The sequence below is a fragment of the Hymenobacter cyanobacteriorum genome (assembly GCF_022631375.1).
Taxonomy (GTDB): domain Bacteria; phylum Bacteroidota; class Bacteroidia; order Cytophagales; family Hymenobacteraceae; genus Hymenobacter; species Hymenobacter cyanobacteriorum.
Genome location: NZ_JALBGC010000001.1, coordinates 519,420 through 545,433, shown reverse-complemented (window position 1 = coordinate 545,433; position 26,014 = coordinate 519,420). Strand labels below are relative to the sequence as shown.

16 protein-coding genes are annotated in these 26,014 nt (G+C 65.1%); 5 read left to right on the top strand and 11 right to left on the bottom strand.

Annotation, left to right across the window (positions count from 1 at the left end; all coding sequences use genetic code 11):
* Window positions 1-55 precede the first annotated feature (55 nt).
* From MON38_RS02325 to MON38_RS02305, 5 genes are all read right to left on the bottom strand, one after another.
* Window positions 56-1,402, bottom strand: coding sequence for an alpha-amylase family glycosyl hydrolase (locus MON38_RS02325; protein WP_241934519.1), 1,347 nt, complete (start codon window positions 1,400-1,402; stop codon window positions 56-58).
* A 158-nt stretch (window positions 1,403-1,560) separates the two neighbouring features.
* Window positions 1,561-1,950 carry a VOC family protein gene (locus MON38_RS02320; protein WP_241934518.1) on the bottom strand — a complete coding sequence of 130 codons (390 nt, stop codon included), beginning with the start codon at window positions 1,948-1,950 and terminating at the stop codon, window positions 1,561-1,563.
* 60 nt (window positions 1,951-2,010) lie between these two features.
* Window positions 2,011-2,493, bottom strand: a complete 483-nt coding sequence (locus tag MON38_RS02315) for a DinB family protein (protein ID WP_241934517.1) — start codon at window positions 2,491-2,493, stop codon at window positions 2,011-2,013.
* A 91-nt stretch (window positions 2,494-2,584) separates the two neighbouring features.
* Window positions 2,585-3,706, bottom strand: coding sequence for a TlpA disulfide reductase family protein (locus MON38_RS02310; RefSeq protein ID WP_241934516.1), 1,122 nt, complete (start codon window positions 3,704-3,706; stop codon window positions 2,585-2,587).
* A 67-nt stretch (window positions 3,707-3,773) separates the two neighbouring features.
* Entirely contained in the window at window positions 3,774-5,243 is a 1,470-nt protein-coding gene (locus tag MON38_RS02305; RefSeq protein ID WP_241934515.1) for an alpha-amylase family glycosyl hydrolase, read from the bottom strand.
* 234 nt (window positions 5,244-5,477) lie between these two features.
* Here MON38_RS02305 and MON38_RS02300 point away from each other — a divergent pair, with 234 nt between their 5' ends.
* Window positions 5,478-6,524, top strand: coding sequence for a YncE family protein (locus tag MON38_RS02300; RefSeq protein ID WP_241934514.1), 1,047 nt, complete (start codon window positions 5,478-5,480; stop codon window positions 6,522-6,524).
* A 311-nt stretch (window positions 6,525-6,835) separates the two neighbouring features.
* Window positions 6,836-8,977 (top strand): carboxy terminal-processing peptidase, encoded by a 2,142-nt coding sequence (locus tag MON38_RS02295; protein ID WP_241934513.1) that lies wholly within the window; start codon window positions 6,836-6,838, stop codon window positions 8,975-8,977.
* Between the two features lie 250 nt (window positions 8,978-9,227).
* Here the strand turns inward: MON38_RS02295 and MON38_RS02290 are convergent, their stop codons facing one another.
* Window positions 9,228-12,077, bottom strand: coding sequence for a PAS domain-containing sensor histidine kinase (locus MON38_RS02290; RefSeq protein ID WP_241934512.1), 2,850 nt, complete (start codon window positions 12,075-12,077; stop codon window positions 9,228-9,230).
* Between the two features lie 546 nt (window positions 12,078-12,623).
* Here MON38_RS02290 and MON38_RS02285 point away from each other — a divergent pair.
* Window positions 12,624-13,349, top strand: a complete 726-nt coding sequence (locus MON38_RS02285) for a hypothetical protein (protein WP_241934511.1) — start codon at window positions 12,624-12,626, stop codon at window positions 13,347-13,349.
* A gap of 103 nt (window positions 13,350-13,452) precedes the next feature.
* Here the strand turns inward: MON38_RS02285 and MON38_RS02280 are convergent, their stop codons facing one another.
* Complete coding sequence (locus tag MON38_RS02280) at window positions 13,453-14,262, bottom strand: carboxypeptidase-like regulatory domain-containing protein (protein WP_241934510.1); 810 nt, start codon at window positions 14,260-14,262, stop codon at window positions 13,453-13,455.
* Window positions 14,263-14,443: 181 nt separating this feature from the next.
* Here MON38_RS02280 and MON38_RS02275 point away from each other — a divergent pair, with 181 nt between their 5' ends.
* Both MON38_RS02275 and MON38_RS02270 read left to right on the top strand, forming a co-directional pair.
* The gene (locus MON38_RS02275; protein WP_241934509.1) at window positions 14,444-16,672 is read left to right on the top strand and encodes a PAS domain-containing sensor histidine kinase; all 2,229 of its coding nucleotides are present in this window, start codon (window positions 14,444-14,446) and stop codon (window positions 16,670-16,672) included.
* A gap of 195 nt (window positions 16,673-16,867) precedes the next feature.
* Window positions 16,868-17,521, top strand: a complete 654-nt coding sequence (locus MON38_RS02270) for an HAD family hydrolase (protein WP_241934508.1) — start codon at window positions 16,868-16,870, stop codon at window positions 17,519-17,521.
* A 153-nt stretch (window positions 17,522-17,674) separates the two neighbouring features.
* Here MON38_RS02270 and MON38_RS02265 read toward each other — a convergent pair whose 3' ends face one another.
* From MON38_RS02265 to MON38_RS02250, 4 genes are all read right to left on the bottom strand, one after another.
* The gene (locus MON38_RS02265) at window positions 17,675-19,522 is read right to left on the bottom strand and encodes a CocE/NonD family hydrolase (protein ID WP_241934507.1); all 1,848 of its coding nucleotides are present in this window, start codon (window positions 19,520-19,522) and stop codon (window positions 17,675-17,677) included.
* A gap of 204 nt (window positions 19,523-19,726) precedes the next feature.
* A complete protein-coding gene (locus MON38_RS02260) occupies window positions 19,727-23,092 on the bottom strand; it encodes an AsmA-like C-terminal region-containing protein (RefSeq protein ID WP_241934506.1) in 3,366 nt (1,121 codons plus the stop codon).
* A 181-nt stretch (window positions 23,093-23,273) separates the two neighbouring features.
* Entirely contained in the window at window positions 23,274-24,002 is a 729-nt protein-coding gene (locus MON38_RS02255) for a hypothetical protein (RefSeq protein ID WP_241934505.1), read from the bottom strand.
* A 183-nt stretch (window positions 24,003-24,185) separates the two neighbouring features.
* Window positions 24,186-25,634 (bottom strand): sensor histidine kinase, encoded by a 1,449-nt coding sequence (locus tag MON38_RS02250; RefSeq protein ID WP_241934504.1) that lies wholly within the window; start codon window positions 25,632-25,634, stop codon window positions 24,186-24,188.
* Between the last annotated feature and the right edge of the window lie 380 nt (window positions 25,635-26,014).

Below are 26,014 nucleotides of genomic sequence, written 5' to 3'. Positions count from 1 at the left end.
AGCAGTTTGAAGATTCAGGGAATGAGGTTCACTAACCGGAAAACGCGCCGGAAGGTTAGCCAGCGGCGGGTTCTACCGCTGCCAGCACGCGCCAGCCGTGGGCCGGCACCGGCAGGTCCTCGCCGGCAAAAAGCGTCAGGGTTTCGTCGCTGAACAGGTCGCGCCACTGGCCCGGCACGGCAGGAATCAGCTGCACTTCGGTGGCAATATTCACCGCGCACAGCACGGCAGCCGTGCCTTTGGTGCGGCAGAAACTGTATACTTCGGGCGGACCCGGCAGGCGCAGCAGGTGGCTGGCCCGGTCGCCGTTGCGCAGTGCCGGGTGAGTTTTCTTGAGCCGAAACAGGCGGGTATAGAAGTCCTGGAGCGGGAAGTCTCCCCACTCAATGGTATCGCGGTCGAAAAATTCGAGCCGACGGTTCAGGCCCGCTTCCTGGCCCGAGTAGAGCATGGGCATGCCTGGCAGCAGGGCCGTGAGCACGGCGAAGGGCGGCGCCAGCGGGCCGAGGCGCTCGTATTCGGTGCCGTCCCAGCTGTTCACGTCGTGGTTGCTGGTGAAGTGCATCAGGTACACGCTGGGCGGGTATTTCTCGCGCTCGGCGGCCAGGTAGGTGTCGATTTCGGGCAGCGTGGCGTGGCCTTCGGCAATGCGGTCGAGCAGGTAGTGCAGGCGTAGGCCAAAGGCCATATTGAAAGCCTGTTCAAGCAGCCGCGTGTCGGAGTCGAATTCCTCCCAGGTCAGGCCGCCCGAGGGGTACAGCTCGTCCCACTCAGCCAGCATAAATACCGGCTTGAGCGCATCGAGCACGGGCCGGGCATCGTCCCAGAAATCGGTGGGCACCAGGCCGGCCACGTCGCAGCGGTAGCCGTCGATGTCGGTTTCCCGAATCCACCAGGCCAGCGCCTCGGTCATGTAGCGGCGCATTTCGCGGTTGCCATAGTCGAGGGCCACTACGTCGGTCCAGTCGGCCACGGGCGGCACCAACTGGCCGGCGGCATCGTGCTGGTACCAGTCGGGGTGCGCGGCAATGAGGGCATTGTCGCGGCTGGTGTGGTTGGCTACCCAGTCGAGTATCACCTTCATTCCCAGGTTGTGCGCGGCCTGCACCAAATGGCGCAGGTCGTCCAGCGTCCCAAATTCGGGGTTCACGGCGAAGTAGTCGCGCACGGCATAGGGCGAGCCCAGCGTGCCCTTGCGCCCCACTTCGCCAATGGGGTGCACCGGCATCAGCCACACAATGCCGATGCCCATGGCCGCCAAGCGCGGCAGGTGCGCCTCAAAGGCCCGGAAAGTGCCCTCGGGCGTGAAGTTGCGGACGTTGACTTCGTAGATGGTGGCGTGGGCTACCCATTCGGGGTGGGCCACGGTGAAGCGGTTGGCGTGCGGGTGGTCGTGGGGCATCGTCGGGGGAGGCGGTGGAGTGTTCCGCTACGCGCCGTTGGTGGTGGTAGTTGCCAGTGGTAGGGTGCGGGGCTTGTCCCCGCCCGGACGCTCGCACTGTTGTATTGGCGCTGTTCAACGACGGGCGGGGGCAGGCCCTACCGGGTACGACCCCGCCCCTACATCTCGTAGAATTCCAACGGCAACCCGTCGGGGTCCGAAAAAAACGTGAAGCGGCGCCCAGTGAACTCATCCACGCGAACCGGTTCGCAGGCCACGCCGTGGGCCGCCAGGTGCCGGATGGCGGCGGCCACGTCGGGCACGGCAAAGGCGAGGTGGCGCAGGCCAGCGGCTTCGGGGTAGCTGGGGCGCGGCGGCGGGCTGGGAAAGGAAAACAGCTCTAGCACGTACTGCCCATTCACGGCCAAATCGAGCTTCCAGGAATCGCGCGCCTCCCGGTAGGTTTCGGCCAGAATTTCCAGCCCGAGAATTTCGGTATAGAAGCGTTTCGAAGCCGCGTAATCGGAGCAGATGAGGGCGACGTGGTGCAGGCCGAGCAGGGGCAGCATAGGCGAATGGGCGTGAGGAAGAGCAGGCAGTACCCGAAAATGCGGGAAGTTGTTCAGGTGCTAGGTGCGAATAACATCGGTATCGACCGGCACATAGCCCAGCAGCCGGCTCATGGTCAGCACCTGCCCTTTGTGGTGAAACTCATGCGTGACGACGTGCGTGAACAGCTGCAGCGGCGTGAGCTCCAGCGGCTCCGCCTGGCGCGGCAGGATGAAGCGCTGCGGCGCCAGCCACGCGGCCGCGTGGTGCCGGCTGAACTCAGCCACCAGCGCATCCACTTCCGCAAACACGGCGCGCAGGGCCGCCGCATCGGGCACGGTTTCGGGCGGCAGCCGGTCCATTCTCCGGTTCAGCCCCACCTCACCCAGCCAATAGTGGTAGCAGCCGGCCACGTGCACCAACAGGTCGCGGATGCTGCTGTTATTCATCTCTGCCACGGGCGTGGTGAAGTGGGCCGGCGCGAGGCCGGCGCAGTAGTTCAGCAGCACGCTGCGGGCGCTGGCCACCAGGGCGTATTGCTGGGCGAAGGCGGTTTCCATCATATCCGTAAACATAGGCAACGCCGCCAATCAGCGCCGCTTCTCCAAAGAAAAGGCGCTGATTGGCGGCGTTGCTGCTCGCTAATTCGAAACCTTAGTTGGTCGAGCTCAGCATCTTGGCGAGCGTGCTTTGCAACTCTTCGCCGCGCAGGTTGATGGCCACGATTTTGCCCTGCGGGTCGAGCAGAAAATTCTGCGGCACGCCGGTTACGTCGTACGCCCGGGCGGCCGCGTTGTTGAACGCTTGTAAATCCGATACCTGCGTCCAGGTCAGGCCGTCGGTTTTGATAGCGCGCACCCAGGCGTCGCGGGTTTTCTGGTCGTCGAGCGACACCCCGAGAATGGTGAAATTTTTGTCCTTGAAGGCGTTGTAGGCCTTTATGACGTTGGGGTTTTCGGCGCGGCAGGGGCCGCACCAGCTGGCCCAGAAGTCAATCAGCACGTACTTGCCGCGCAGGCTGCTCAGCGTCACGGGCACGTTGTCGGGCGTGTTTTGGGTAAAATCGGGGGCCATGTTGCCCACCGCTACCTTCTGCAAGCGCTTGATTTGCTCGCCAATGCGCTTGCCGCGTGGCGTGTTGCGCAGGTTGGCGCTCAGGCCCGGATAGAGGGGGGCGTAAGCGGCCACCTCGGGGGTGTTTAGCAGCAGGTCGAACAGCACGAATAAGCTGTAGGGCGAATCGGGGTGCGCCTTGATGAAATCGGTCCGAATCTTGTCTTGCGCGGCCGCAAGGGCAGCCAGGGCTTTGGTATTGTCCGGGCGGGTAGCCTCGGGCTGCGCCTGCGCCGCCCGGGCGAGGGCATTGGCGCGGTCTTGCAGCGGTTGCAGCGCGGCGCCAAGCTGGGCATCTTGTGTATTGGTAGGGGTGCCGCGCACGATGACAACTTTCGTAGCCGAATCGGGCGTGGAGAGCTCCAGGGTGCCTGCTTCGAGGTAGAAAAGCCTATGCCGCAAATCCTGCGATTTTTGCTTCGACTGGCCGTTGTGGCCGAACGCAATGCTGGCCCGTACCGGCTCGGGCAGGGTGCCCCGAAAGGCAAAATGGCCGTTCTGCACCACGGCCGAGTCCGTGCGCCATTGTTGGTTGAACGCATAGCTCAGGTACGCCTTGGTGACGGTGCTCTGGTTGCGCACGGTGCCTTGCACCACATAGTTTTCGGTTTGGGCCTGGGCCAGCGCGGGTAGCAGCAAGGCACCGTAGAGGAAGCTTTTCATGGAAAGAAGATTGATGAGTGGAAGGAGGAGGCCACGCCGACTGGAATGGTTGCCTTAGGCGGCGAGCTTAATTGCTGTCGGCATCCTGTTCCCAAACCTGAGAACCGTGCGGCGGCAAAGCGACAATAGCCCCCGCCGGCTCGGAAGGCGGGCCGGTATCGAAGAAAACAGGGTGATAGCGGCCGGGGCGTTTCGGCAGGTTGACTTGCTGCGTTTTGTTACTCAGATTAACCGTTACTACCACCGAGGCATTGCCCTTGCGCCGTTCAAAACAAATGCATTCGTCATCGGTCGAATACAACCGGAACTTGCTCCTAGCATCGAAATTGGCCAATGCCGGGTGCCGTTTCTTTAATCCTATCAGCGTGGTATAGAAATAGTCCTGCAGGGGGTAATTGCCCCACGGAATGGTGTCCTTGTCGAAGAAGCGCAGCCGCTTTTTCATGGCGGCTTCCTGGCCGTTGTAGAGCATCGGAATGCCGGGCCAGAGCATCGCAAGCACGGCTTCGGGCTCAGCATTCGGTCCGAGGCGCTCGTACTCGCTGCCGTCCCAGGCGTTGATGTCGTGGGTACTGGTGAAGGTCATCAGGTTCACGCCGGCGGGGTAGCGCTGGCGCTCGGCGGCCCAGTAGTGGGCCAGCTCGGCGGTGGGTTTCTGGCCCCGGCCCAGGCTGTCGAGCAGGCCGTGCAGGCGCAGGGCGTAGGTGGCATCGAAGGCCTTTTCGAGCAGGCGGGTGTCGGGGTCGAATTCCTGCCGCGAGATGAAGGTAGGAGGAAACAGCTCGTCCCACTCGGCCAGCATGAAAACGGGCTTTATCTTCTCCAGCTCGGCCCGGGTGGTGTTCCAGAAATCCGTGGGCACCAGCCCGGCCACGTCGGCCCGGAAGCCATCGAGGCCGGCCGTGCGCACCCAGTAGGCCATGGTTTCGGTCATGTACCGGCGCAGGGCAGGTTTCGAGTAGTCGAGGTCGATAACGTCCTGCCAGTCGGCCACGGGCGGGCGGAACTGGCCTTTCGCGTCGCGGGTGTACCAGTCGGGGTGCTCGGTGGTGAGGTTGCTGTCCCAGGCCGTGTGGTTGGCCACCCAGTCCAGAATTACGTGCATGCCGAGGCGGTGAGCGGTGTTCACGTAGTGCTGCAGGTCGGCCAGCGTGCCCAGGTCGGGGTTCACGGCGCGGTAGTCGCGCACCGAGTAGGCGCTGCCCAGCGTGCCCTTGCGGTGGCTGCGGCCGATGGGGTTGATGGGCATCAGCCAGAGAATGCCCACGCCCATCTTTTGCAGGCGCGGCAGGTCGGCCTCGGCTGCCCGAAACGTGCCCTGTGGCGTGTATTGCCGCACATTTACCTGGTAGATGGTGGCGTGGCGCGCCCACTCGGGGTGCCGGATGGTGAAAGCGGCCGAATCGGGCGCGGCCACTGGCGCGGTGGCGACGGTGGCCGTTTCGGATTTCGACTTGGTGCCGGACTGGCAGGCGCCCAGCAGCAGCAGAGGCAAAAGCAGCGCCCGCAGCGGGCGGAAGGGGGCAGGGGAGGGCATGGCGCAAGGTAGGAAAGAGAGGATTATATGATAAGAAAAAAGAACATCATGCAGAGCGCAGTCGAAGCATTTCTACTGTGTCGTTGCAACCGTCATTGATTCCGTTGCGCAGTAGAGATGCTTCGACTGCGCTCTGCATGACGTTCAGTAGTCATTTCAACCTTACTGCCTTCAGCCCAGCTACAGAATCGGCCGCGACCTTCGCCGCATCGGTTTCATCCTAAGCCTTTCTCTGTGAAAAACCTGCTCCTGGCCGGCGCCCTGGCCCTGACTACCCTATGGAATGTTCCGGCGGCCCGGTCCCAGGTAGCTATGGTGCCGCCCGTGCCGTACCACCTGCTCAGCACCATTGCCATCGGCGGCGAGGGCGGCTGGGACTACCTCAAAGTCGACCCCGCCGGCGAGCGCCTCTACGTGTCGCACGGTACGCGGGTGGAAGTGGTGGATTTGAAAACCCGCAAGCTCATCGGCACTATTATGGACACGCCGGGCGTGCACGGCATCGAAGTAGTGCCGAGCACCAACCGCGGCTACATCACCTGCGGGCGTACCAACACCTGCGTGGTGTTCGATGTGAAGACGCTGAAACCCATCGGCGCGCCCATCCCGACGGGCCCCAAACCCGACGCGCTGCTCTACGATGCCTTCTCGAAGCGGGTGTTCATCTTCAGCAACGACGGCGGCAAAAGCACCGTGCTCGATGCCAAAACCGGCACCGTAGTGGGCACCGCCGAGCTGGGCGGCGACGTGGAGGAAGGCGTGAGCGACGGCCACGGCACCATCTTCGTCAACATCGAGAACAAGAGCGAAATTGTGGCCTTCGACGCCAAAACGCTGGCCGTACGCCACCGCTTCCCGCTGGCCCCCGGCGAGGAGCCCACCGGCCTGGCCTTCGATGCCAAAACCAACCGCCTGTTCAGCGCCTGCGCCAACGAGAAGCTGGTGGTGACAGACAGCCAAACCGGCCGGCAAATTGCCGTGCTGCCCACCGGCCGGGGCACCGACGGCGCGGGCTTCGACCCCGCCACCCGCAACATCATCACGTCCAACGGCGCGGGCACCTTCACGGTGCTGCACGAGGATGCGCCCGGCAAGTTCTCGGTTATCGCCAACGTGCCCACTGCCCGCGGCGCCCGCACCATGAGCCTCGACCCCAAAACCGGCCATCTCTACACCGTGACGGCCGATTATGGCCCCACGCCGGCCCCGACGACGGAAAACCCGCGGCCCCGGCCGAGCATTGTGCCCGGCACGTTTCGGGTGCTGGAGTTTGGGCGGTAGCGGAGAAGAGACAGAGGAGCAACAAACATTCAGAACGTCATGCTGAGCTTGTCGAAGCATCTCTACCGCAATAGTAAATCAAATTACTTACGCAGTAGAGATGCTTTGACAAGCTCAGCATGACGTTCTTTTTTGTCCAACACCGTCCAACACCACCCGCCTAGCCGCGCATCTGCTTTCGCAACCTTCTCGGGTTATTTTTCGACTATGGGAGCAATTACTGGTGCGATTCTGGTTAAGTAGCGAGCACCGGCTGCCGCCAGCCGCGTGCGCCGGTGCTACCTTGCCACTCCTCTCTTACCTTGTTGCATATGGCTTTTCCCCGATTTAAGCTCGGATTATATTCCACTTCTGTGCTGGCCCTGCTGGGGCTCGCGTCCTACTCCGTGTACCAGGGGCCGCCCTCGCGCGACCAGGTGGTGCTCGGCATTATGCTCACCGGCCTCAACCAGCTGCACTACCAGCCCGAGAAGCTCGACGACCAGTTTTCGCAGCGCGTGTTCGACCTGTACCTGAAGCGCATCGACAACAACAAGCAGTTTCTGCTGGCGCCGGAAGTGGCCCAACTGGGCCAGTTCAAAACCCGCATCGACGACGAGCTGCGCGGCGGCACCCACGAGTTTCTGGACGCCGCCAGCCAGCTCATGGGCAAGCGCACCCTCGAGCTGCGGGCCCTCTACCGCGAGGTGCTGGCCAAGCCCTTCGACTTCACGGTGGCCGAAAGCTGGGAAACCGACCCCACCAAAGCTACCTACGCCAACACCCCCGCCGAGCAGCGCGAGCAGTGGCGCAAGATGCTGAAGTACCAGACCATGGCCCGCCTGTCGGAGCTGATGGACGACGAGGCCAAGAAGAAGGACAAGCCGCTGGCCGCTACCAAAGTCGGCGCTTCGCCCGCCACCACCAGCACCGCCGCCCGCACCCCCGCCCAGCTGGAGGCCGAGGCCCGCAAGCGCGTGCTGAAATACTACGACGAGGCGTTTGCCGACCTGCTGCAGGACGATGCCAACGACCGCCTGGCCACCTTCGCCAACGTCATCGCCAACACCTACGACCCGCACACCGACTACTTCGCGCCCATCGTGCGCGAGCAGTTCGACATCACCATGAGCGGCCGCCTCGAAGGCACCGGCGCCCAGCTCATTGAAGAGGACGGCCACCTCAAGGTCACCGACATCGTGCCCGGCTCGGCCTCGTTCCGGCAGGGCGAGCTGAAGGTGGGCGACGTGATTCTGCGCGTGGCCCAGGGCGCGGCCGAGCCCGTGAGCGTGGAAGGCATGCGCTTCGACAAGGCCGTGAAGTTGATTCGCGGGCCCAAGGGCACCGAGGTGCGCCTCACGGTGCGCAAGCCCGACGGCGTGACGGTGGTCATTCCCATCATTCGCGACGTGGTGGTGATTGAGGAAACCTACGCCCAGTCGGCCGTTATCAAGCAAAACGGCAAAAACTACGGCTACCTGCGCCTGCCCAGCTTCTACGCCGATTTCAGCGGCAAGGGCGGCCGCAGTTCGGCCACCGACGTGCAGCGCGAGCTGGCCAAGCTCTCGCAGCAAAACGTGGCCGGCGTGGTGCTCGACCTGCGCAACAACGGCGGCGGCTCGCTGAGCGATGCCGTGCGGATGGGGGGCCTGTTTGTGCCCACCGGCCCCATGGTGCAGGTGAAGGAAGCGCGCAACCCCGCCAAGCCCGTGGCCGACGTGGACCCCGCCGTGCAGTACGGCGGCCCGCTGGTGGTGATGGTGAACAAGTACAGCGCCTCGGCTTCGGAGATTCTGGCCGCGGCCATGCAGGACTACCGCCGCGCCGTCATCATCGGCAGCACCACCTACGGCAAGGGCACGGTGCAGCAGGTACTCGACCTCGACAACGCCGTGAACTCGCCCGAGATTGCGGCCATCAAGCCGCTGGGCTCGCTCAAGCTCACCATTCAGAAGTTCTACCGCGTGAACGGGGGCTCGACCCAGTTCAAGGGTGTGGTGCCCGACATTACCCTGCCCGATGCCCTGAGCACCTACGCCAAGGGCGAGCAGGAAGCCGAGTACGCGCTGCCCTGGGATGAAATTGCGCCGGCTCCCTACCAGCCCACCAACACCCTGCCCACCAGCCTCGACGCCCTGCGCGCCGCCAGTGCCGCCCGCGTGGCCGCCAGCCCCGGCTTCAAGCTCATCACTGATGCCGCCCAGCGCGCCACCGCCCAGCGCAAGCTCACCAACCTGAGCCTGAACCTGGCCGCCTACCGCGCCCAGCAGGAGGCTTTCCGCGCCCTGAACAAGCAGCAAACCGCCGCCCAGAACGCCCTGCCCGGCCTCGACGTGGCCGCCATTCCGGCCGACATCCGCCCGGCCGCCGACTCGGCCGCTGCCCGCCGCACCGCCCGCTTCCTGAAGCCCCTGCGCAAGGATGCCGCCCTGGCCGAAGCCGTGGCCGTGATTGGCGACGAGCTGAAGCAATAGCCGCCACCGGAGCTGGAGAAGCTTTTAAACTCCAAAACGCCCCCGTCGCTTGAGTAGCGGCGGGGGCGTTTTGGTGTAGTCAGTACTTTAGGGAGAGCGAAAAATAGAGCACGTCCAGACTCTGGAAGTCCTTTCAGTGCTAACAATTTACGAATTATTGATGAGCGTCTACAGAATGTGAATGGGTACGAAGCTTCTTTTTTGATGAACCACTGGCAGCGTGTGACGGAAAAAGGCCATTGCCGCTCACTTAGTCCGGCAGCACCACGGTAAACGTCGAACCAGCCCCGGCCTCGCTCTCGACCGTGATGGTGCCCCCAATGTTTTCCACCAGCTTTTTGACCATGTACAACCCTACGCCCGAACCCTCGACGTGGTCGTGCAGGCGCTGAAACAGGCCGAACAGCTGCGCTTGTTGGTCGGGCCGCAAGCCCAAGCCGTTGTCCTGCACTTCCACCACGCTGGCGGCCCCGCCCGCCGCCCGATAGGCCCGCAGCTGCACCACCGACGCGCGGCCGGGGTCTTGGTACTTGATGGCGTTGCTGAGCAGGTTGAACACGATGCTGCGCAGGTTTTTGGGTGAAAACTGCAGCGTCGGACAGGCCGCCACGTCCACCGTCAGGCGGCTGGGCATGCGCGCCAGCAACGGGGCCATGTCCAGGCAAATATCCCCCACCAGTTCGGCCAGGTTCACCGCCGCCGCCGTCAGCGGCCGGCCAGCCTGCACCTCGGCGATGTCGGTTAAGTCGGCCAGCGTGCGTTGAAACCGTGCCACCGCGTCGTGCATCATCGCCACCACCGCCGGCACCGTGGCGTTGTCGTGTTCACTGGCCCGCCATTCCTCTTCCAGCACCCGCACCAAGCCCTCCAGGTTGGCAATGGGCAGGCGCAGGTCGTGCGAGGCCATGTAAATAAAATGGGCTAGGTCGTTGTTGGCGCGGGTCAGCTGCGCGTTGGCGGTGTGCAGGTCTTGGTTCAGGGCCTGCACCCGCTGGCGGCCGTGCACCTGCTCGGTCACGTCGAAGGCGAAGACCAGCACGCCGGTGATGGCCCCGTGGTCGTCGCGCCGGGCCTGAAAAATGTAATCGAAGTACGTATCCTCCAGCACGCCGCCGCCGCCCCGGGCCAGCGGCACGCGTACGGTCCGGTTCAGTTCGGTGGCCCCGGTGCGGTACACGCGCTGCAGCACGTCCCACACGGGTTGGCCGGCCAGTTCGGGCACTGCCTCCAGCAGGGGGCGGCCCCGCAGCGCCCGGTCCGGGAACAGCGCCTGGTGCTCCCAACTAGCCAGCTCGTACACAAACTCGGGGCCGCCGAACAAGCAGATGGAGAACGGGGCGGCTTCAAACAGCTGGTGCAGCTGCGCTTGCTGGGCCTGGCGCTGCTGGCGGACCCGCACTTGCGGGGTCACTTCGTAGGCAAACACCGACACCCCCACGATGTGGCCGTACTCGCGGTGGGCCTGGTAGGTGAAGTTGAAGTAGGCCGGGGCGGCGGGCGGCTCCCCGGGCCGGTGCGCGACGTAGGCCTCCTCGTGGCCGTAGTAGGTTTCGCCGGTGCAGTACACGCCGTCGAGCAGCGCCAGAAACCCCTGCTCCACGGCTTCGGGCAGGGCCTCCGCCACGGGGCGGCCGGTTGGGTCCACGTCGCCGACCAGCCGCTGGTACGCCGGGTTGCAGTAGGCAAAGCGGTGGTCGGGGCCGTAGAGCAGCGCAATGCAGGCCGGGGTTTGCGCGAAGGTTTGGTAGAGCGTCTCGCGTTCCTGCACCTGCCGCCGGGTGGCGGCCAGGGCCTCGGCCTGCAGGGCGTCGGCGCGCTGCTGCGCCAGCACCTGGGCCGTCACGTCGAAGCCAAACACCAGCACGCCGTCCACCCGCCCGTCGGCGGTGCGCCGCGGCTTGCAGATCAGGTTCAGGTAGCGGTCGGGGACCCCGGCCGGTTGGGCCCGCAACTGGTAGCGGGTATCGTGGTAAATCACGCCCGTTTGGTACACCCGGCGCAGGTAGGCCAGGATGGCGGTGCCAGCCAGCTCGGGCACCACCGCCAGCAGCGGCCGCCCGAGCACATCGCGGCCCGGAAACAAGTCACGGTACAGCGGGTTGGCCAGCTCGTGCACCAGGTCGGGGCCGTCGAAGATGGCAATAATGGCGGGGGCGGCCGTGAACAGGCGTTCGAGGCGGTGGCGCTGCAGGTGGGCGTCGGTTTGGGCCGCGTGCACGGCCCGGGTGCGCTCGGCCACGCGGGCCGTCAGGTGCTGGTTGCGCCGCAGCAACCGCTGGCGGGCCCGCACCTGCGCCGTCACGTTGATGGCCAGGTTGACCACCCCCGCCGCGCCGCCGTCGGCGCAGGGCAGGGGCTGGTACACAATGTCGAAATACTGCGTGGCCCGCCGGCCCGCGTGCAGCACCGGCACGGCCACTTCCGAGCCCACGAACGGCGTCCGGGTGTGCTGCACGGCGGCCAGCACGTGCTCCATGCCCTGCCCCCGCAGCGCTGGCACGGCCTCGAGCAGCGGCCGGCCCAAGGCCTCGGCCGGCCGGCAGTTCCACAGCGCGCCCATCTGCTCGTTGGCCAGGGCAATCACCGCGTTCTCGCCCTGGTATACGGCAATGCCCACCGGCGACTCTGCGGCCACAGCCTGCGCCAGCGTGTGCGCGCGGCGGTCGGCCGTCAGGGCATGCACCGGCAGGGGGCGTTCGCCCCGCCACGTGGGCTGCGGGAGACGGACCGTGGATTCCATGATGCTCACCAGCAACTGCTCGCCGTGGCGACGGGCGACCAAGCGCAGGAAGTGCCCCGGCCCGGCGGTGGGGTGGCGCACGTCGAGCGAGTGAGCCGTGCCGGCGGCAAACGCGGCGCGGCAAAACGCCAGGAGGCGGGGTTGGTGCGGGCGCGGCAAAAACGTGCGCAGCGAAGCACCGGGCTGCTCCGGAAGCCCGAGCAGGCGTTGGCTTTCGGGGTTGAGGTACTGCAGGATGAAATCACTCGCCTCGTCTGAACCAGGCTGCGGCCGAAGCAGGCACAGGGCCGTTTGCGACACTTCGAACACGGCCTGCAACAGGCCGGGGTCGGCAAAAAACGCACTAGAGGCCGTCGGCATAATTCATAAACATATGCTGACGAGTGGCCGTCCTGCGCAACAAGATACTGCTTCACATCGGTATTGTTTTGAAAAGAATTTACGCTAGCGGATGGCATCCGGCATATTGCGCGGGGAACCGGTTGGAAGCCTTAAGCAAACCTCACCTTCTTATGTGCCTGGTAAAGCAGCCCGGCACCAACTGCCAGCGGGCCACGGTAGGGCCGGCGCGTTTACGAAACCCGTCTACGAATCAACCCTCCGAAACGCCCCGAGGCAAGAAGTTTCGGAAACACCCCGGCTGGAACCCCGGCCGCCTTCCCGAAACTCCAAACACCTCAGCAGGGACCCCTGCCGCTCCGGGGAGCTCCAACCTGCCCGGCAGGGACCCCTGCCGCCCTCGGGGAAATTCCCCGGGGCCAGCAGGCACCCCTGTTGCCCTTGGGGAAATTCCCCGTTACCGGCAGGAACTCCTGCTGGCCTCGGGGAAATTGAGCCTGCCCGGCAGGGCCTCTTATTGGGAAAAATGGGCAATGCGGGGGTGGGATATTGAGAAAAAGGAATAACTTGGCTTATCCATTCATCCTTTTACCCAACCCCTATACGTCCCCCTCTACCACCGGCCCCGGCAGCGCCCCCACGCCTAAAAAAGGCAAAACCAAGGACGTAATCCCCTCCGGCGAGTTGGAGCTGGCCACCCTGGGCCTGGCCGCTGCCGATGCCTGGGATGCCTCGCCGCTGTCGGCGCTGCTCTGGTACAGCAAGGCGCAATTGCGCACGTCCGCCACGGCCTTCAAGGCCAGCATCAAAACCGCCGACGCGGCCGGCACCGGCCTGAGCCCCGCCGCCCAGCGCCTGGCCGAGCTGGACGAACTGATGGACCGCAGCCTGAAATTCGTGCGCAACCACCTCGTAGAGGCCCACGACACGAAGAAAAAGGCCAAAGCTTACTACGCCGACTTCGGCCTGCAAGCCGATGGGCAGCTGCGCAGCGCCCGCCCCAGTCGCGCCGAAGACCTGGCCAAGCTGGTGGCCGCCCTCAAAACCTCCGACTACGACGAGGGCAAGTACGGCACCGCCTTCTGGAAGAAGATTCTCGATGAATACAAGCCCCTGGTAACGGCTTCGAGCGACACGCGCAGCGAGTCGGCGAAGGCTACCGGCGGCAAAAACCAGCTCGAAGAACCTTTGCGCAAAATGCTGCGCGCCATGCGCCAGCACATCAAAACCAACTTCCCCAACACCTACGCCGCCGAGTGGCGCGGCTTCGGGTACCTCAAGGAGAGCTACTAGGCGCGAGATTTGCTGCCTGGCAGCAACCGAAACGCCCCCGCCGCTACCTGAGCGACGGGGGCGTTTCGGTTGCTGGAAAGCGCGGGTGGCCAGCTTCGGCCGGTTAAAAATAGGCGTTGGCAAACGTGCCGCTGAAGGTTTTGGCGGTGCCCGTGGTGGCATTGGTAGCGGTGAAGCTGAACGTGCCGGAAACGGAGCGCGGAAAGGGGGGCGTGTTCTCAACGGCCGTGATGGTGAGCGTGCCGCCGGGGGTAGGGGCTGGGTTGAGGCGCGAGTCGAAAGTACCGGCCTTCAGGTCGGTGAAAACGGCGTAGGTGAAGTCCGCATTCAGCGGATAAGTGCCCACCTGCACCGCATAGGGCATGGTGAGGAAAAGAATGTAGCTGCCCGCTGCCGAAGTGGGCGAAAAGCCAAGGCCATCGCCCATGGCGATGGAAAAGCATTGGCGGGGAGGAAAAGCTTTGCCATCGAACCCAAGGGAAAGGTCGATGTAGGGCGGGCGGAACGCCGCGCCGTCGACCGCAAATGCGGCCGTCGACTGCACTACCGCAACGGTTGGGACCACCGTGGTTTTGCCGGCCGCCACCGTCACGCTCTGCTGGCGGGGCCGCACGTAGCCCGGTTTTTTGTCGAAGTACAGCATGTAGGTGCCGGCCGGTACCGCCTCGAACCGATAGGTGCCGGTCTGGCTGTCGACGGCCGCCCCAGTAATGGTTTGCCCGGTGGCGTTATCGGTCAGGTTGACCCCGATAACCGCATCGGCCGGCTGCACCGCGCCGGTGATAAGCCCGGCCGATGCCTGCACGGCCGGGCGGGCCGGGGTTGGCGCATCCTGCGGCTTTTCGGAGCAGGCCGTGCTGAGCAGCGCGGCCGCGAGGGCAAGGCCCCGCGTGCAGGCGGAGAGTCGAGTCATGGTCATGGTGGTGTGGAAAGGATTCGGTATCGAATATACGAATACCCGGCAAACGCGTAATTCCTTACCGGCCTCATACCGCGTCGGTTATCGGGCCCGACGGGCACCCAGGGCACGGATACCGCCGTTTGCCTGCTAATTTAGGCGGTGCTATAGTCCGCCGTCCTTGCTATTCGTGTTAATGCCTGACTTTGCCGCCACCCCACCCGCTGCCGCTGCCGAGGCCCCGGCCGCGTTTCCCGCCGAGGAGCTCATCGCCGGCATTTTTGCCGACTCGCTCACGGCGCTGGCGCTGCTGCGGCCCGTGTACGGGGCCGACGGGGCGCTCCTCGATTTCCGGTTCGAGCTGCTGAGCCAGGCGGCCCAGCGCATGCTGCGGCTGCCGGCCCGCCCCGGCCGCACCCAGCTGGACGTGATGCCCGGCAGCCAGACCGTGGGCCTGCTGGGTTTTTACCGTGACGTGTACGAGCGCCACCAGCCCGGCCGGCGCGAGTTCAGCTACCAGCTCGACGGCTTCGACGGCTACTACCGCCTGGCCGCCCGCCGCGTGGGCGACGGCCTGCTGGTGTGCTTCACCGACTCGAACGACGAGCTGCGCACCCCTGTGGAGCTGGCCCTGCGCGAAAGCCAGGCCCGCGAGCGCACCGCCCGCGCCGATGCCGAGCGCGAGCGCGCCACCCTGCAAACCCTGCTGGTGCAGGCCCCCGTGGCCATCGGCGTGTTTGAGGGCCCCGAGCTGCGCATTTCGCTGGTGAACGAGCGCCTGGCCGCCCTCTGGGGCCGCCCGCTGGCGGAGGTGCTGGGCCGCCCCATGCTGGAAGCGGTGCCCGAGCTGCGCGGCCAGGGCTTCGATTCCCTGTTGCTGGAGGTAATGACTTCCGGCGTGGCGCACAGCGGCATCGAAGTGCCGGCCCAGATGTGGCGCGACGGGGCCCTGCAAACGACGTATTACAACTTCGTGTACCAGCCCTTCTACGACGAGCAGGGGCAGATTCGGGGCGTGGTCGACGTGGCCATTGAGGTAACCGAGCAGGTGCTGGCCCGCCAGCAGGTGGAAGCCAAGGAGCGCCAGACCAACGCCCTGAACGAAGAGCTGGCCGCCGCCAACAAAGCGCTGCTGACCGCCAACGAGGAAGTGCGGGCCAACAACGACGAGTTGTTTCATGCCCAAATGGCCGTGCGCGAGCTGAACACCCAGCTTGAGCTGCGCGTGTCGCAGCGCACCGTGGAGCTCAGCAATGCCCTGGCCGAAACCGAGCAGCAGCGCGAGCACCTGCGCCACCAGCAGCAGGCCCTGCGCCAGATTCTGGAGCAGGTGCCCGCCGCCGTGGCCACCCTCGAAGGCCCCGAGCACCGGTTTGCGTTTTTCAATGCCCGCTACCAGGCCCTGGTGGGCGGGCGCGCACACCTGGGCCTGGCCGCCGCCGAGGTGCTGCCCGAAGTGGTGCCGCAGGGCTTCATCGGGCTGCTCGATGGGGTGTTTGCCACCGGTCAGCCGTTTACGGGCCAGGAAATCCTCACCCAGCTCTACAACCCGGCCACCGGCCAGCCCGAGCCGCGCTACCTCGATTTCACCTACCAGCTGCTGCCCGCCGCCCCCGACCAGCCCCGCAGCCTGCTGGCCTTCATCGTCGATGCCACCGACCAGGTGCTCAGCCGCCAGCGCGTGGCCGAAGCCAACGAGCACCTGCTGGCCGCCAACACCGCCCTCGACCTCAGCAACCGCCGCCTGACGCGCACCAACGCCGACCTCGACAACTTCGTGTACGCCGCCAGCCACGACCTCAAGCAGCCCATCAACAACCTGCTGGGCCTGCTCGATGAGCTGCGCCGCATCGTGGCTTTCGCCGACCCCGCCGAGGGCGAGCTGCTGCTGCCCATGATTGACGAGGCCCTGCACCAGCTCGGCACCACCATCGACGACCTCGCCGCCGTGGGCCAGGTGCAGCAGGCCGGCAGCGCCCCGGTCGAAACCGTTGATTTGGATGAACTAACCCACGAAGTACTCCAGGCCCTGCAGCCGCAGGTGCTGGCTGCCCGCGCCCGCATCACCACCGATTTTGCCGCCGCCCGCACCATCCACTACTCGCGCGCCAACCTGCGCACCATCCTGCTCAACCTGATTGGCAACTCGCTGAAGTACGCCGACCCGGCCCGCCCCGGCCGCATCCACCTCTCGCTCTGGAAGGAAGCCGGCGCGCCCCTGCTCCTCATCGAAGACAACGGCCTGGGCTTCGACGTGCACCGCCACCAGGACGAGCTGTTCCAGCTCTTCCGCCGCTTCCACAACCACACCGAGGGCACGGGCGTGGGCCTGTACCTGGTGAACCGCATCGTGCAAGGCAACGGCGGCCGCGTGGAAGTGGAGAGCGAGATAGGGCAGGGGACGACGTTTCGGGTGTATTTGTGAGAGGGGACTTGGGGACTTGGGAACTTGGAAAAAGGCGTCCGTCATGCAGAGCGCAGCGAAGCATCTCGCGTGCCACCACTAATCCAGGCGATTGGATTGCATTGCGCACGCGAGATGCTTCGCTGCGCTCTGCATGACGTTCCTTTGCCCCAACCAAGTCCTTAAGAACCCAAGTCCCCAAGTCCCCAAATCCTAATGCAAGCCTTCCTCTTCGACCTCAACGGCACGATGGTGCACGACATGGAATACCACACCCGCGCCTGGCAGCGGCTGTTCAACGAAGACCTGGGCGGCAGCTTCAGCTGGGACGAGGTGAAACCCCAGATGTACGGCAAAAACCGCGAGGTGCTCGTGCGCCTCTTCGGCCCCGACCGCTTCAGCGGCGAGGAGATGGACCGGTTGGGCATGGAGAAGGAGCGGCGCTACCAGCAGGAGTTCCGGCCGCAGCTGGCGCTGCTGCCGGGCCTGCCTGAGTTTCTCGAAAGTGCCCACCAGCGCGGCATTCGCATGGCCATCGGCTCGGCCGCCATTCCGTTCAACATCGATTTCGTGCTCGATAACCTCAACATCCGGCACTACTTTCAGGCCATCGTGAGCGCCGACGACGTGACCGTGAGCAAGCCCCACCCCGAAGTGTTTCTGCGCTGCGCCGAGCTACTGGGCGTGCCACCCGCCGAATGCCTGGTGTTCGAAGACGTACCCAAAGGGGCCGAAGCCGCCCGCAACGCCGGCATGGATGCCGTGGTCCTCACCACCACGCACGAGGTCGCGGAGTTCGACTACCTCCCCAACGTGCGCCACTTCGCACCCGATTTCACGGATGCATTCATGCGCGGGCTGGTGGCATAAGTACCGAATGTCTGGAGTGAAAAGAACCGTCATGCAGAGCGCAGCGAAGCATCTCGCGTGCCACCACTAATTCAATAATCAGAGTTAGTGGTGGCACGCGAGATGCTTCGCTGCGCTCTGCATGACGTTCTATTGTTATCAATTAACCCGCCCCTATGGCAGCACCGTCACCCGTACGGCCGATGGATGCCCGGAATCGTGGTACACCTTGATAGTGGCTTTCTGAAAATCTTTGGCGTCGGCCGTGGCAATGGGCACGAAGGTTTGCGGGTTCCGGTCCACGAGCGGGAACCAGGTGCTTTGCACCTGCACCATGAGGCGGTGGCCGGCGGCGAAGGTGTGCAGCACATCGGGCAGCTCGTATTTCACTTCGGTGGGCTGGTTGGGCTTGAAAGCCTCGGGCTTCGAGAAGCTGTTGCGGAAGCGGCCGCGCATCACCTCGGCGCGCACCAGGCGCTGGGTGCCGTCGGGCTGCTCGTCGATGACCTTCACAATGAAATCGGCATCGGTGCCGGAGGTGCTCACCCACAAGTCGGCCGTGAGCGGGCCGGCCACAGTAAGAGCCTGGGCCAGCGGCTCGCCGCGGAAGGTGAGCACGTCGGGGCGCTTGCTGGCAAAGCGCTGGTCCTCCATCACGTACTCGTTGTTGCGGCTGCCGCGGACGCCGTCGGTGTACGGCACCGGGTTGGCCGGGTCGGAGACGTATTCGGTAGGTTTGCTAGCGGCAATAGGCGCTTTGAATGCAACGCCTTTCTCTGGCTGCAAATACAGCATTTGCTCTGTGGCTTTTGGTGGCCAGGCCGGGTAGGTTTTCCACTCGTTGGTGCCGGTGTTGAAGACGGTGGCCTCGGCGGGGTTGAAGGTGCCCTTGTCTTTCAGGTAGAAGTTGAAAAATGGGGTTTCCAGCGTCTGGCGGTAGTATTCGGACGTGTTCGAGCCGAAGTTGAGCGGGCCAAACTTGCTCCAATCGGCGCGGGCCCAAGCGCCGTGGGTCCAGGGGCCCATCACGAGGCGGTTGGTGGCGCCGGGGTTCTGCTTCTCGATGGCCTTGTAGGTGTTCAGCGCGCCGTACAAATCCTCGGCATCGAACCAGCCGCCCACCACCAGCACAGCCGGCTTCACGTCCGTGAGGGCGGTGCGGATGTTGCGCTCCTGCCAATAAGCGTCGTAGTTCTCGTGCTGCTGGTACTCGTTCCAGATGCGCGCCCGGTTATTGAAATACTGCGGCTTGTTGGCGTTTTTGGTGGGCCCCAGTTCCAGAAAGAATTTATAGGCGTCCTTGGTTTCGAACTTGAACAGCGGCTCGTAGCTCGTCACCGGTTTGGGGCGGGGCGCGTCGAAATAATTGGTGAACTCAAAGTTGTCGAGCAGGAAAAAGGCGCCTTTGTGCCGGGCGTCGTCGCCGATAAACTCATCCGTCACCGGCGCTTGCGGCGACACCGCTTTCAGCGCCGGGTGCGCATTGGGCAGGGCGGCGGAGGCGTAGAAACCGGGGTAGCTGATGCCCATCATGCCCACGCGGCCGTTGTTGTTGGGCACGTGTTGAAGCAGCCACTCAATGGTATCGAAGGTGTCGGTGCTTTCGTCGTGTGCCGGTGGCGCATTGCCAATGGCTTTCATTCCGCGTAGGGCCGGCGTCATTTCCTCGAATTTGCCCTCGCTTAAATAGCGCCCGCGCACGTCCTGATATACGAAAATGTACTTCTCGGCCGACAGCTCCCTGCTCGGCCCCGGGCCGTTGCCACGGTAGTGGTTTTCGCCATACGGCCCGGCCGAGTACGGCGTGCGCGTCATCAGAATGGGGTAAGACGTGCCTGCCGAAGCATCGCGCGGCACGTAGATGACGGTGTAGAGCTGCACGCCATCGCGCATGCGAATGCGGCGGTCGAGCTTGATGTAATTCTGGCGGACGGCGGCCGAATCCTGGGCGCGGGGCTGGGCCTGGGCGGCGACGGGCAGCGCCAGGGCCAGCGCGGCGGCAAGGATGAAAGGGCGGGGCATAATGTAGGGTTGTTGGGTGAGTGGGATTGGCGGATTGTTAGGAAAGGAGGGAGGCAAAGAACGGTCATGCAGAGCGCAGCGAAGCATCTCGCATGCCATCACTAATCCTTTTCAATAATTGGATTACTGCCACGAGCGAGATGCTTCGCTGCGCTCTGCATGACCGTTCTCATCCACCAACCCACCAGCCCACCAACCCGCCAACTACCGCACCATGCGCACCGTGGTATCCAGCCGCTGGGTGAGGAGGTAGCTGCGGTACTGCTCCAGCAGGCGGGCCTGGGCATCGCGGTGCTCATCGCGCTGAAACAGGCGGACCTGGAATTTCTCGCCGGGCGCGGTGCGGCGCAAACTCACGTAGGTGAGCTTGTCCTTGCCTTTGGCGTCGGCTTTGGTCATGGGCTCGCCGTTCTGGATGCGCTCGATGCGCTTCTCATTGTTGCCAAACAGGGCCTTCATGGGTTGCAGGCCGATGTAGAGGTTGGTAGCCCCGCTCAGGCCGTAGTGCCCGCTCACGTCGAGGTTGCTCAGGTTGCTGTTCAGGCGCAGCCCGGGGATGAGCAGCTGGCCTTCGCCCAGCACAAATTCGCCCTGCACCGGCTCGAAGTACAGGTGGCTGGTGCGCTCGCTCTTGAGGATTTTCAGGGCCTGCACCAAAGCTTCCACGTTCACCAGCTCCAGGCCGCGAATGTCGGTTTTGAGGTAGCCGGCCGTGTTACCCAGGCTAGGCAGAAAGCTGCGGCCCAGGTCGGTGCGCAGGTCGGCCACGCCGCGCAGCGAGCCCAGCACGTTATCGGCCCCGAGCACGCCCAGGCCCATGTCGGCCATGGTGCCAAACAGGGCGGGCAGCTGAATATCCTGCAGGCGCACCTGTAGCTGCGTGGGGTGGTGGGCCCGGTTGGCCGGGCTGCGCATATAGCCGCTGATGCTCAAATGGCCCTGCAAAGCATCCACGGAGCAGTTATCGAGACGGGCCTCGCCGTTGCGCAGGTGCGACACCAGCCGGAACCGGCTGCCGCTTACCGGGCCGTAGGTTACCTGGTCGGCTTCCACGCGCAGCACAGCCGTGAGCACGCCGCTGGCCAGCAGCGAGGGATTGCCGGGGCGCTGGGCGCGCTCGGCCTTGCGCTCGGCTTTGCGCTCGGCGCGGGCCCGGGTGCGGGCCGTGGGCACCGAGTCGGGCGCGGCGGCGGTGAGGCTGGCAATCATGCCGAGCAGGCGTTGCACGTCGAGCGTGGCGTAGCGCAGGGTCACGTCGGTATCGGCCTGGCGCAGGCGCAGGCCCCGGAACCGGGCCGAGCCCGAGGCCTCGCCGTGGCCGCCCTCGGGCGTGAGAAAGCGCAGGTAGGGCATGGCCACCAGCCCGCCGTATTTTTCCAGCTGCACGCTCACTTTCCGCATGTTTTCGCCCTCGGGCAGGTCCACCCGGTCAATGTCGAGGTTGAGGCGGCCATTGGCTTCGAACAGCAGGTCGCGCAGGGCGGGCTGGCCGGCGCTGGCCGGTTTGCGGGCGGCGGCCGGGCGGCGGGTGGCGGCGGCAGGCATCAAGGGGCGGTTCAGGCGGGCCATCAGCTGCTCGTAGTCGAGGCGTGGGAAGTGCACCGCCAGGCGGTATTGCACGGGGGCCACGCGGTTGGCCGAGTCGGTGGGCCATTGCAGGCTGCCGCGCACCCGGCCGCCCCACATGCGGCCGTTCAGGTTGCTGAGCTGCACCTGGTGGCCGTCGTGATGCACGGTCACGGCTAGGTCCGAAAGCGTGTCGCTGGCCAGCAGCAGGCGCTGGCACTGCAGCTGCACGTCGAGCAGCAGGCCAGCCGGAATCAACTCGCTGGCCAAAGTGGCGGCCAGGCGGGCTTTGTTGCGGGGCGCGCGGGCCCGGCGGCTGCGGTCGCGGGCTTCGCGGCGGGCGGCGGCCTGGGCTCCGGCAAAGGGCAGGGCGGTGGCGGCCAGGCGCGGGCGGGGCTTCAGCAATTCGCGTAGCTCGTGCAGGCGCAGCTCGTCCACCGCAAACCGCCCGCCGATGGCCGCCGTGGGGTGCTGGCCGTTGAGGTAGCCCAGCAGGTTGCGGGTGGTGGCCGAAGCCCGGAAGCGCATTTTATTGAGCACGCCCGAGGCGTTGTTCAGCTGCCACACGCTGTCGCGCAGGCCAATGCGCACGTTGACGTCGCTCAAATCGGCCCCGCGGGCGGGCAGCAGCAGCGAGGCCCGGTGCAGCGTGAGCACGCCCCGCAACGACAGCGGCGGCGGCAGCGGGCCCCTGACCGGCCGGCCCCGGCGCGGCGGCAGCTGGCCGCGCACCTGCACGTCCACGTCGGCCGCGCCGCTGCGGGCCTGCCACTGGGCCGAGGGCAGCAGCGCCGCCAGCTCGGGCAGGGTAGCCTGCCCCCGAAACCGCCCATCGATAATGGGCCGGCGGAAGTTGCGCAGCTTCAGGGCCACGTCGAGCTGCCCGGCGGCCGAGTAGATGCGGCAACGTTTGAGGGTGAGAATGGTGGTGCGGGGGTTGTGGCCGGGGCCGTTGTCGTAGGTGCCCACCAAATCCCAGCGGTTGATGCGGCGCGCCGGCTCGGGCCACTGTAGGCTGGCCCCGCGCAGCCCGAAGGTGAGGACGTTGTGCGGCACTATTTTCGGCCCGCTCAGGCCCGAAATATTGTAGTGCACGTGGGCCGTGCTGGGGCTGGTGGTGCCGGCCAGGTACGACTCGAACCGCGGCGGCAGGGCCGCCATCAGCACTTTCACCAGCGGCTGATTGCCCACGAAGCGCAGGTTCATCATGGTGCCCTCGGGGTGTTTGGGGTCGAGGGTGTGGGTGCCGCTCACGCGCACGCTGTCACCGTTCAGCGTGGCGCGGGTGCGGTAGAGCAGGCCCTGGCGGTCGGCAAACGAGTAGCGGTAGTGCACCCGCGCGCCCACCGGCTCGCGCTCGAACAGCGTGCCAGCCCGGGTGCGCAGGTAGCTTAGCTCGCCCTGCAGCTCGCCGGCCACGCGCAGCACGCCGCTTCGCAGCTGCGCTTTCAATTTTGCCTGCCGCACTGCCACGCCAAAGGCGCTGCGCAAAAAGTCGTTTTTGGTGCTGAAATGGAAGTTGTTTACCTCCAAATCGTCCAGCTTCAGGTTGAGCGTGGGGTTTTTGCCTTCGCCCTTGGGGCGCTTGCCGCGCAGCCCCCAGGCATGGCCCAGCGAGTCGACCCGTTCCCGAAAATCCACGTTGGTAACAACGGCCCGGGTCACCTGCACCTGCCCGCGCCAAAGGCTGAGCAGCTCCAGCCGCAAATCGGCCCGGCCCACCTGCAGCACCGGCACGCGCTGCCGAAACGACGTATCGGTGAGCGCAATGTGTTGAATAGAAGCCGTGAGATGCGGGAAGTCGCGCCAGGGCGACATTTCTACCCGAAACGGGGCCAGCACCAGCTCCGAGTTTTTGGTGAGGGCCGTGCGCACCTTGCGCGCCACCAGCCGCCGGGCAAAGCCCTCGCCCAGCTGCCACACCACCACGCCCGCGCCCAACACCAGCAACAGCAGCAGCGCTGCTGCCCAGGCCAGAATTCGTCGCAGGGAAAAACGTTTCATGAGCAGAACCGGGGTTGGCGGACTCGCCCCGGCCGAACCGGGGCAGTGCCCAAGGTAGCCCCCATACGTAAAACAATCGTTTACCGTCGAGCTGCGCCCTGGTCAGTGGCCACGAATCTGTGAGAAGCTTTTAACGGCGAGCCGTTGCAGCAAGTAGCGCGAACTGGTGGAGCGTATTCGGCTACTCGGCTGCTTCACTGGCTGCGTCGGCGTGCGTGGGCGCGGGGTAGGTGTCGGCGTACTTGAAATCCTCAAGCCAGTAAGCCGAGCTCACCACGTCGAAGGTGATGGATTCGGCCGTCTTTTCAACCGCGCGCAGCTCCCAGATGATGGACGCGGCCTCGGCGAATTTATCGCCGGCCAGGTGGTCCGAATACAGCCGGTTGAGCAGCGCATTGTCGGGCAGGCCCACCGCCAGCAGGCGCAGCAGCGGCGCGGCAGCCGTGGCGCGGTCGCCCGCATCAGTGCCAAAAACTGCCAAATCAGCCGCATTTTCCGCCGTGCATTTCACCTGAAACTCGACAGCCTTCACGCTCGGAAACGTGCCATTGAAAGCTTCGTGCAGCAGCTGCGTGGCCTGGTAGAAGCCGCGGTGCAGCGGCAGCTCGGGGTTTTCTTCCCACAGGCGCTCGGTCAGAATCTGGTGGGCGAGGTTTTCAATCTGGCCGGCCGTCAATTCTTCGGGGAAGAGGTAGGTGAGCACGGCTACGGCCGCCTCGCGCGGCTCCAGGTCGGTGAGGGCCATTTGGGCCATTTCCTTCAGCTCGGCCTCGGGCAGGGCGTCGGGGTTGTCAAAGTTCAGCTGGGTGAGCAGGGCGCGGTAATCGGCTACCTGCCAGGAGCGGGGCAGCTCGGTGTGGGTGGCGAAGGTGAGGCGTTCGACGGTGAAAGTAGGAGCGGGGGCAGTCATAAAGCGGAACTCGGCTAAGGAAAGCGGCGGCCAACGGCCGCCGTTATGCTCAACAGTACGCAGCCGGGCCACAAACAACCGGTAATGCTTCAGTTAAGAGTTAAAATCAGTTAAGAGTTAAAAGTTAAGAGTTGACCCTCATCCTCACCTTATCACTTTCAACTTTCAACTTTTAACTCCACCTTATCCCCGCGGCAGTGTAAACAGGAAGCAGCTGCCGCATTCGGGCCGGCTTTCTACCCACAGCTGCCCGCCCTGCGCATCGATGAATTCGCGCGCAATGCTCAGGCCCAGGCCCGAGCTGCCGCCTTTGCCCACCTGCCCCGGCACGCCCGCAAACCGCTGGAAAATGCGCTTGTGAAACTCCGGCGCAATGCCCGGGCCGCAGTCTTCCACGCTCACGCGCACCATTTCGCCCCAGGCCACGGCCCGCACCACCAGCGGCGCGCCCGCCGGCGAGTAGCGAATGGCGTTCGAGAGCAGGTTGATGAGCACCCAGGTGGTTTTTTCCACGTCGCCCTGCACCTGCGGCAGGCCTTCGGGCAATTGCAAATCGAGCTGCAGCTGCTTGTCGCGCAGCTGCGGCAGCACCGTGCGGGTGGCGTAGCCCACTACTTCGGGCAGGTGCAGCGGCTTCACGTCGAGCTTGATGCCCGCGCCCGCGTCGAGCCGCGACACGTCGATGAGCTGGCCCACCATGTGCAGCAGGCGCTGGGTTTCCTCGCCAATGCCGGCCGCCAGGGTCTGCCGCTCGGCGTCGGAGGTGCGCTCGTGCTGCAACAGCATCAGGCTGAGCTTAATGCTGGCCAGCGGCGTTTTGAGCTCGTGCGAAATTGTGGCCAGAAAAGCCGATTTCATCTCGTCGAGCTTCTTGAACTCCGACACGTTGCGCAGGCAGAAAATATAGCCCGCCGGCGCCTCGCGCCCCGCCGCGTCGCGCCCCGCAATCGGGCTGATGCTGAGCTGGTAGTGCGGGTTCTCGCCCTTGTGCGGAAACGTGAACACGGGGTCGGGCACGGCATCGCCGGCCAGGTTGTGCGCGTCGAGCGGGGCCAGCAGGTCGCGCAGCAGCTCGTTGGTGGCCGCCACTTTATCAGCCGATTTGCCCAGCAGCTCGGGCAGGGGCAGGCCCAGCAGGTCGCAGGCCACGGGGTTGGCCAGCACAACGGTACGCTGCTCGTCGAGCAGCAGCAGGCCCTCGTCGAGGCTGCCCACCAGGCTGTCCATGCGGTTGCGTTCGGTGAAAAGCTCGGCCAGTGTGAGGCGGCGCTCGGCCTGGGCCTGGCTCAGCACGCGGTTCACGGTGGCGGCAATGCTGCCCACTTCGTCGCGCCGGCCCACGGCCACGCGGGTGGCGGGGCCGGGGCCGGCCACGCGCTCCACGTCGCCGTGCAGGCGGCGCAGCGGGCGCACGACTAGGCGCGGCAGGCGCACCATCAAGGCAATGCCCAGCGCCGTGCCGGCCACCGCAAAGCCCAGCACCGTGCGGCGGGCCGTGTCGAAATCGGCCTGTTCGATGCCGTGCGCCCCGTTTTCGAGGTAGCGGATGGTGAAAAAGGCGTAGCCGCCCAGGCCCAGCAGCAGCAGCAGCAACAGCAGCACGCTCAGGCGAATGTTGAGTTTGAGAGACATGGCGAAGGAAAGCCCGGCGACGCAGGCCGGTTGCGGGGCCGAAGTAAGCGCCGGGCGCGCCATTGCGCGGTCAGGCTCAGCTGCTGAATCGCGCCGGCTGGTTGGGTATTACAGGCGGAGCCGGCAGGGCACGGCGGGTTGGTGCTGTGTAGAAGCCCGGCCACCGGGCAGGCGACCAATCTGCGCGGGGCGTAGCAAAACCGCCGTTTTGAAAAGAAAATCAGTTGAAACGCGATAAATTATTCTACAGCCCCGGATTTACGGCCCAAAACCCCGGGCCACGCCCGCCGCTTTGGGCGCTTCTGTTTACTTTGCGTAGCCCCGCAAGCCTGACTGCTGGCCCCGTTAGCGGGTCGGAATGACTTTGCGGTACGGCGCTA

Bases quoted from the DNA above. Each gene is read 5' to 3' on its own strand.
- MON38_RS02325 (WP_241934519.1), bottom strand. From the start codon at position 1,402: ATGCCCCACGACCACCCGCACGCCAACCGCTTCACCGTGGCCCACCCC.
- MON38_RS02320 (WP_241934518.1), bottom strand. From the start codon at position 1,950: ATGCTGCCCCTGCTCGGCCTGCACCACGTCGCCCTCATCTGCTCCGAT.
- MON38_RS02315 (WP_241934517.1), bottom strand. From the start codon at position 2,493: ATGATGGAAACCGCCTTCGCCCAGCAATACGCCCTGGTGGCCAGCGCC.
- MON38_RS02310 (WP_241934516.1), bottom strand. From the start codon at position 3,706: ATGAAAAGCTTCCTCTACGGTGCCTTGCTGCTACCCGCGCTGGCCCAG.
- MON38_RS02305 (WP_241934515.1), bottom strand. From the start codon at position 5,243: ATGCCCTCCCCTGCCCCCTTCCGCCCGCTGCGGGCGCTGCTTTTGCCT.
- MON38_RS02295 (WP_241934513.1), top strand. From the start codon at position 6,836: ATGGCTTTTCCCCGATTTAAGCTCGGATTATATTCCACTTCTGTGCTG.
- MON38_RS02290 (WP_241934512.1), bottom strand. From the start codon at position 12,077: ATGCCGACGGCCTCTAGTGCGTTTTTTGCCGACCCCGGCCTGTTGCAG.
- MON38_RS02280 (WP_241934510.1), bottom strand. From the start codon at position 14,262: ATGACTCGACTCTCCGCCTGCACGCGGGGCCTTGCCCTCGCGGCCGCG.
- MON38_RS02275 (WP_241934509.1), top strand. From the start codon at position 14,444: ATGCCTGACTTTGCCGCCACCCCACCCGCTGCCGCTGCCGAGGCCCCG.
- MON38_RS02270 (WP_241934508.1), top strand. From the start codon at position 16,868: ATGCAAGCCTTCCTCTTCGACCTCAACGGCACGATGGTGCACGACATG.
- MON38_RS02265 (WP_241934507.1), bottom strand. From the start codon at position 19,522: ATGCCCCGCCCTTTCATCCTTGCCGCCGCGCTGGCCCTGGCGCTGCCC.
- MON38_RS02260 (WP_241934506.1), bottom strand. From the start codon at position 23,092: ATGAAACGTTTTTCCCTGCGACGAATTCTGGCCTGGGCAGCAGCGCTG.
- MON38_RS02255 (WP_241934505.1), bottom strand. From the start codon at position 24,002: ATGACTGCCCCCGCTCCTACTTTCACCGTCGAACGCCTCACCTTCGCC.
- MON38_RS02250 (WP_241934504.1), bottom strand. From the start codon at position 25,634: ATGTCTCTCAAACTCAACATTCGCCTGAGCGTGCTGCTGTTGCTGCTG.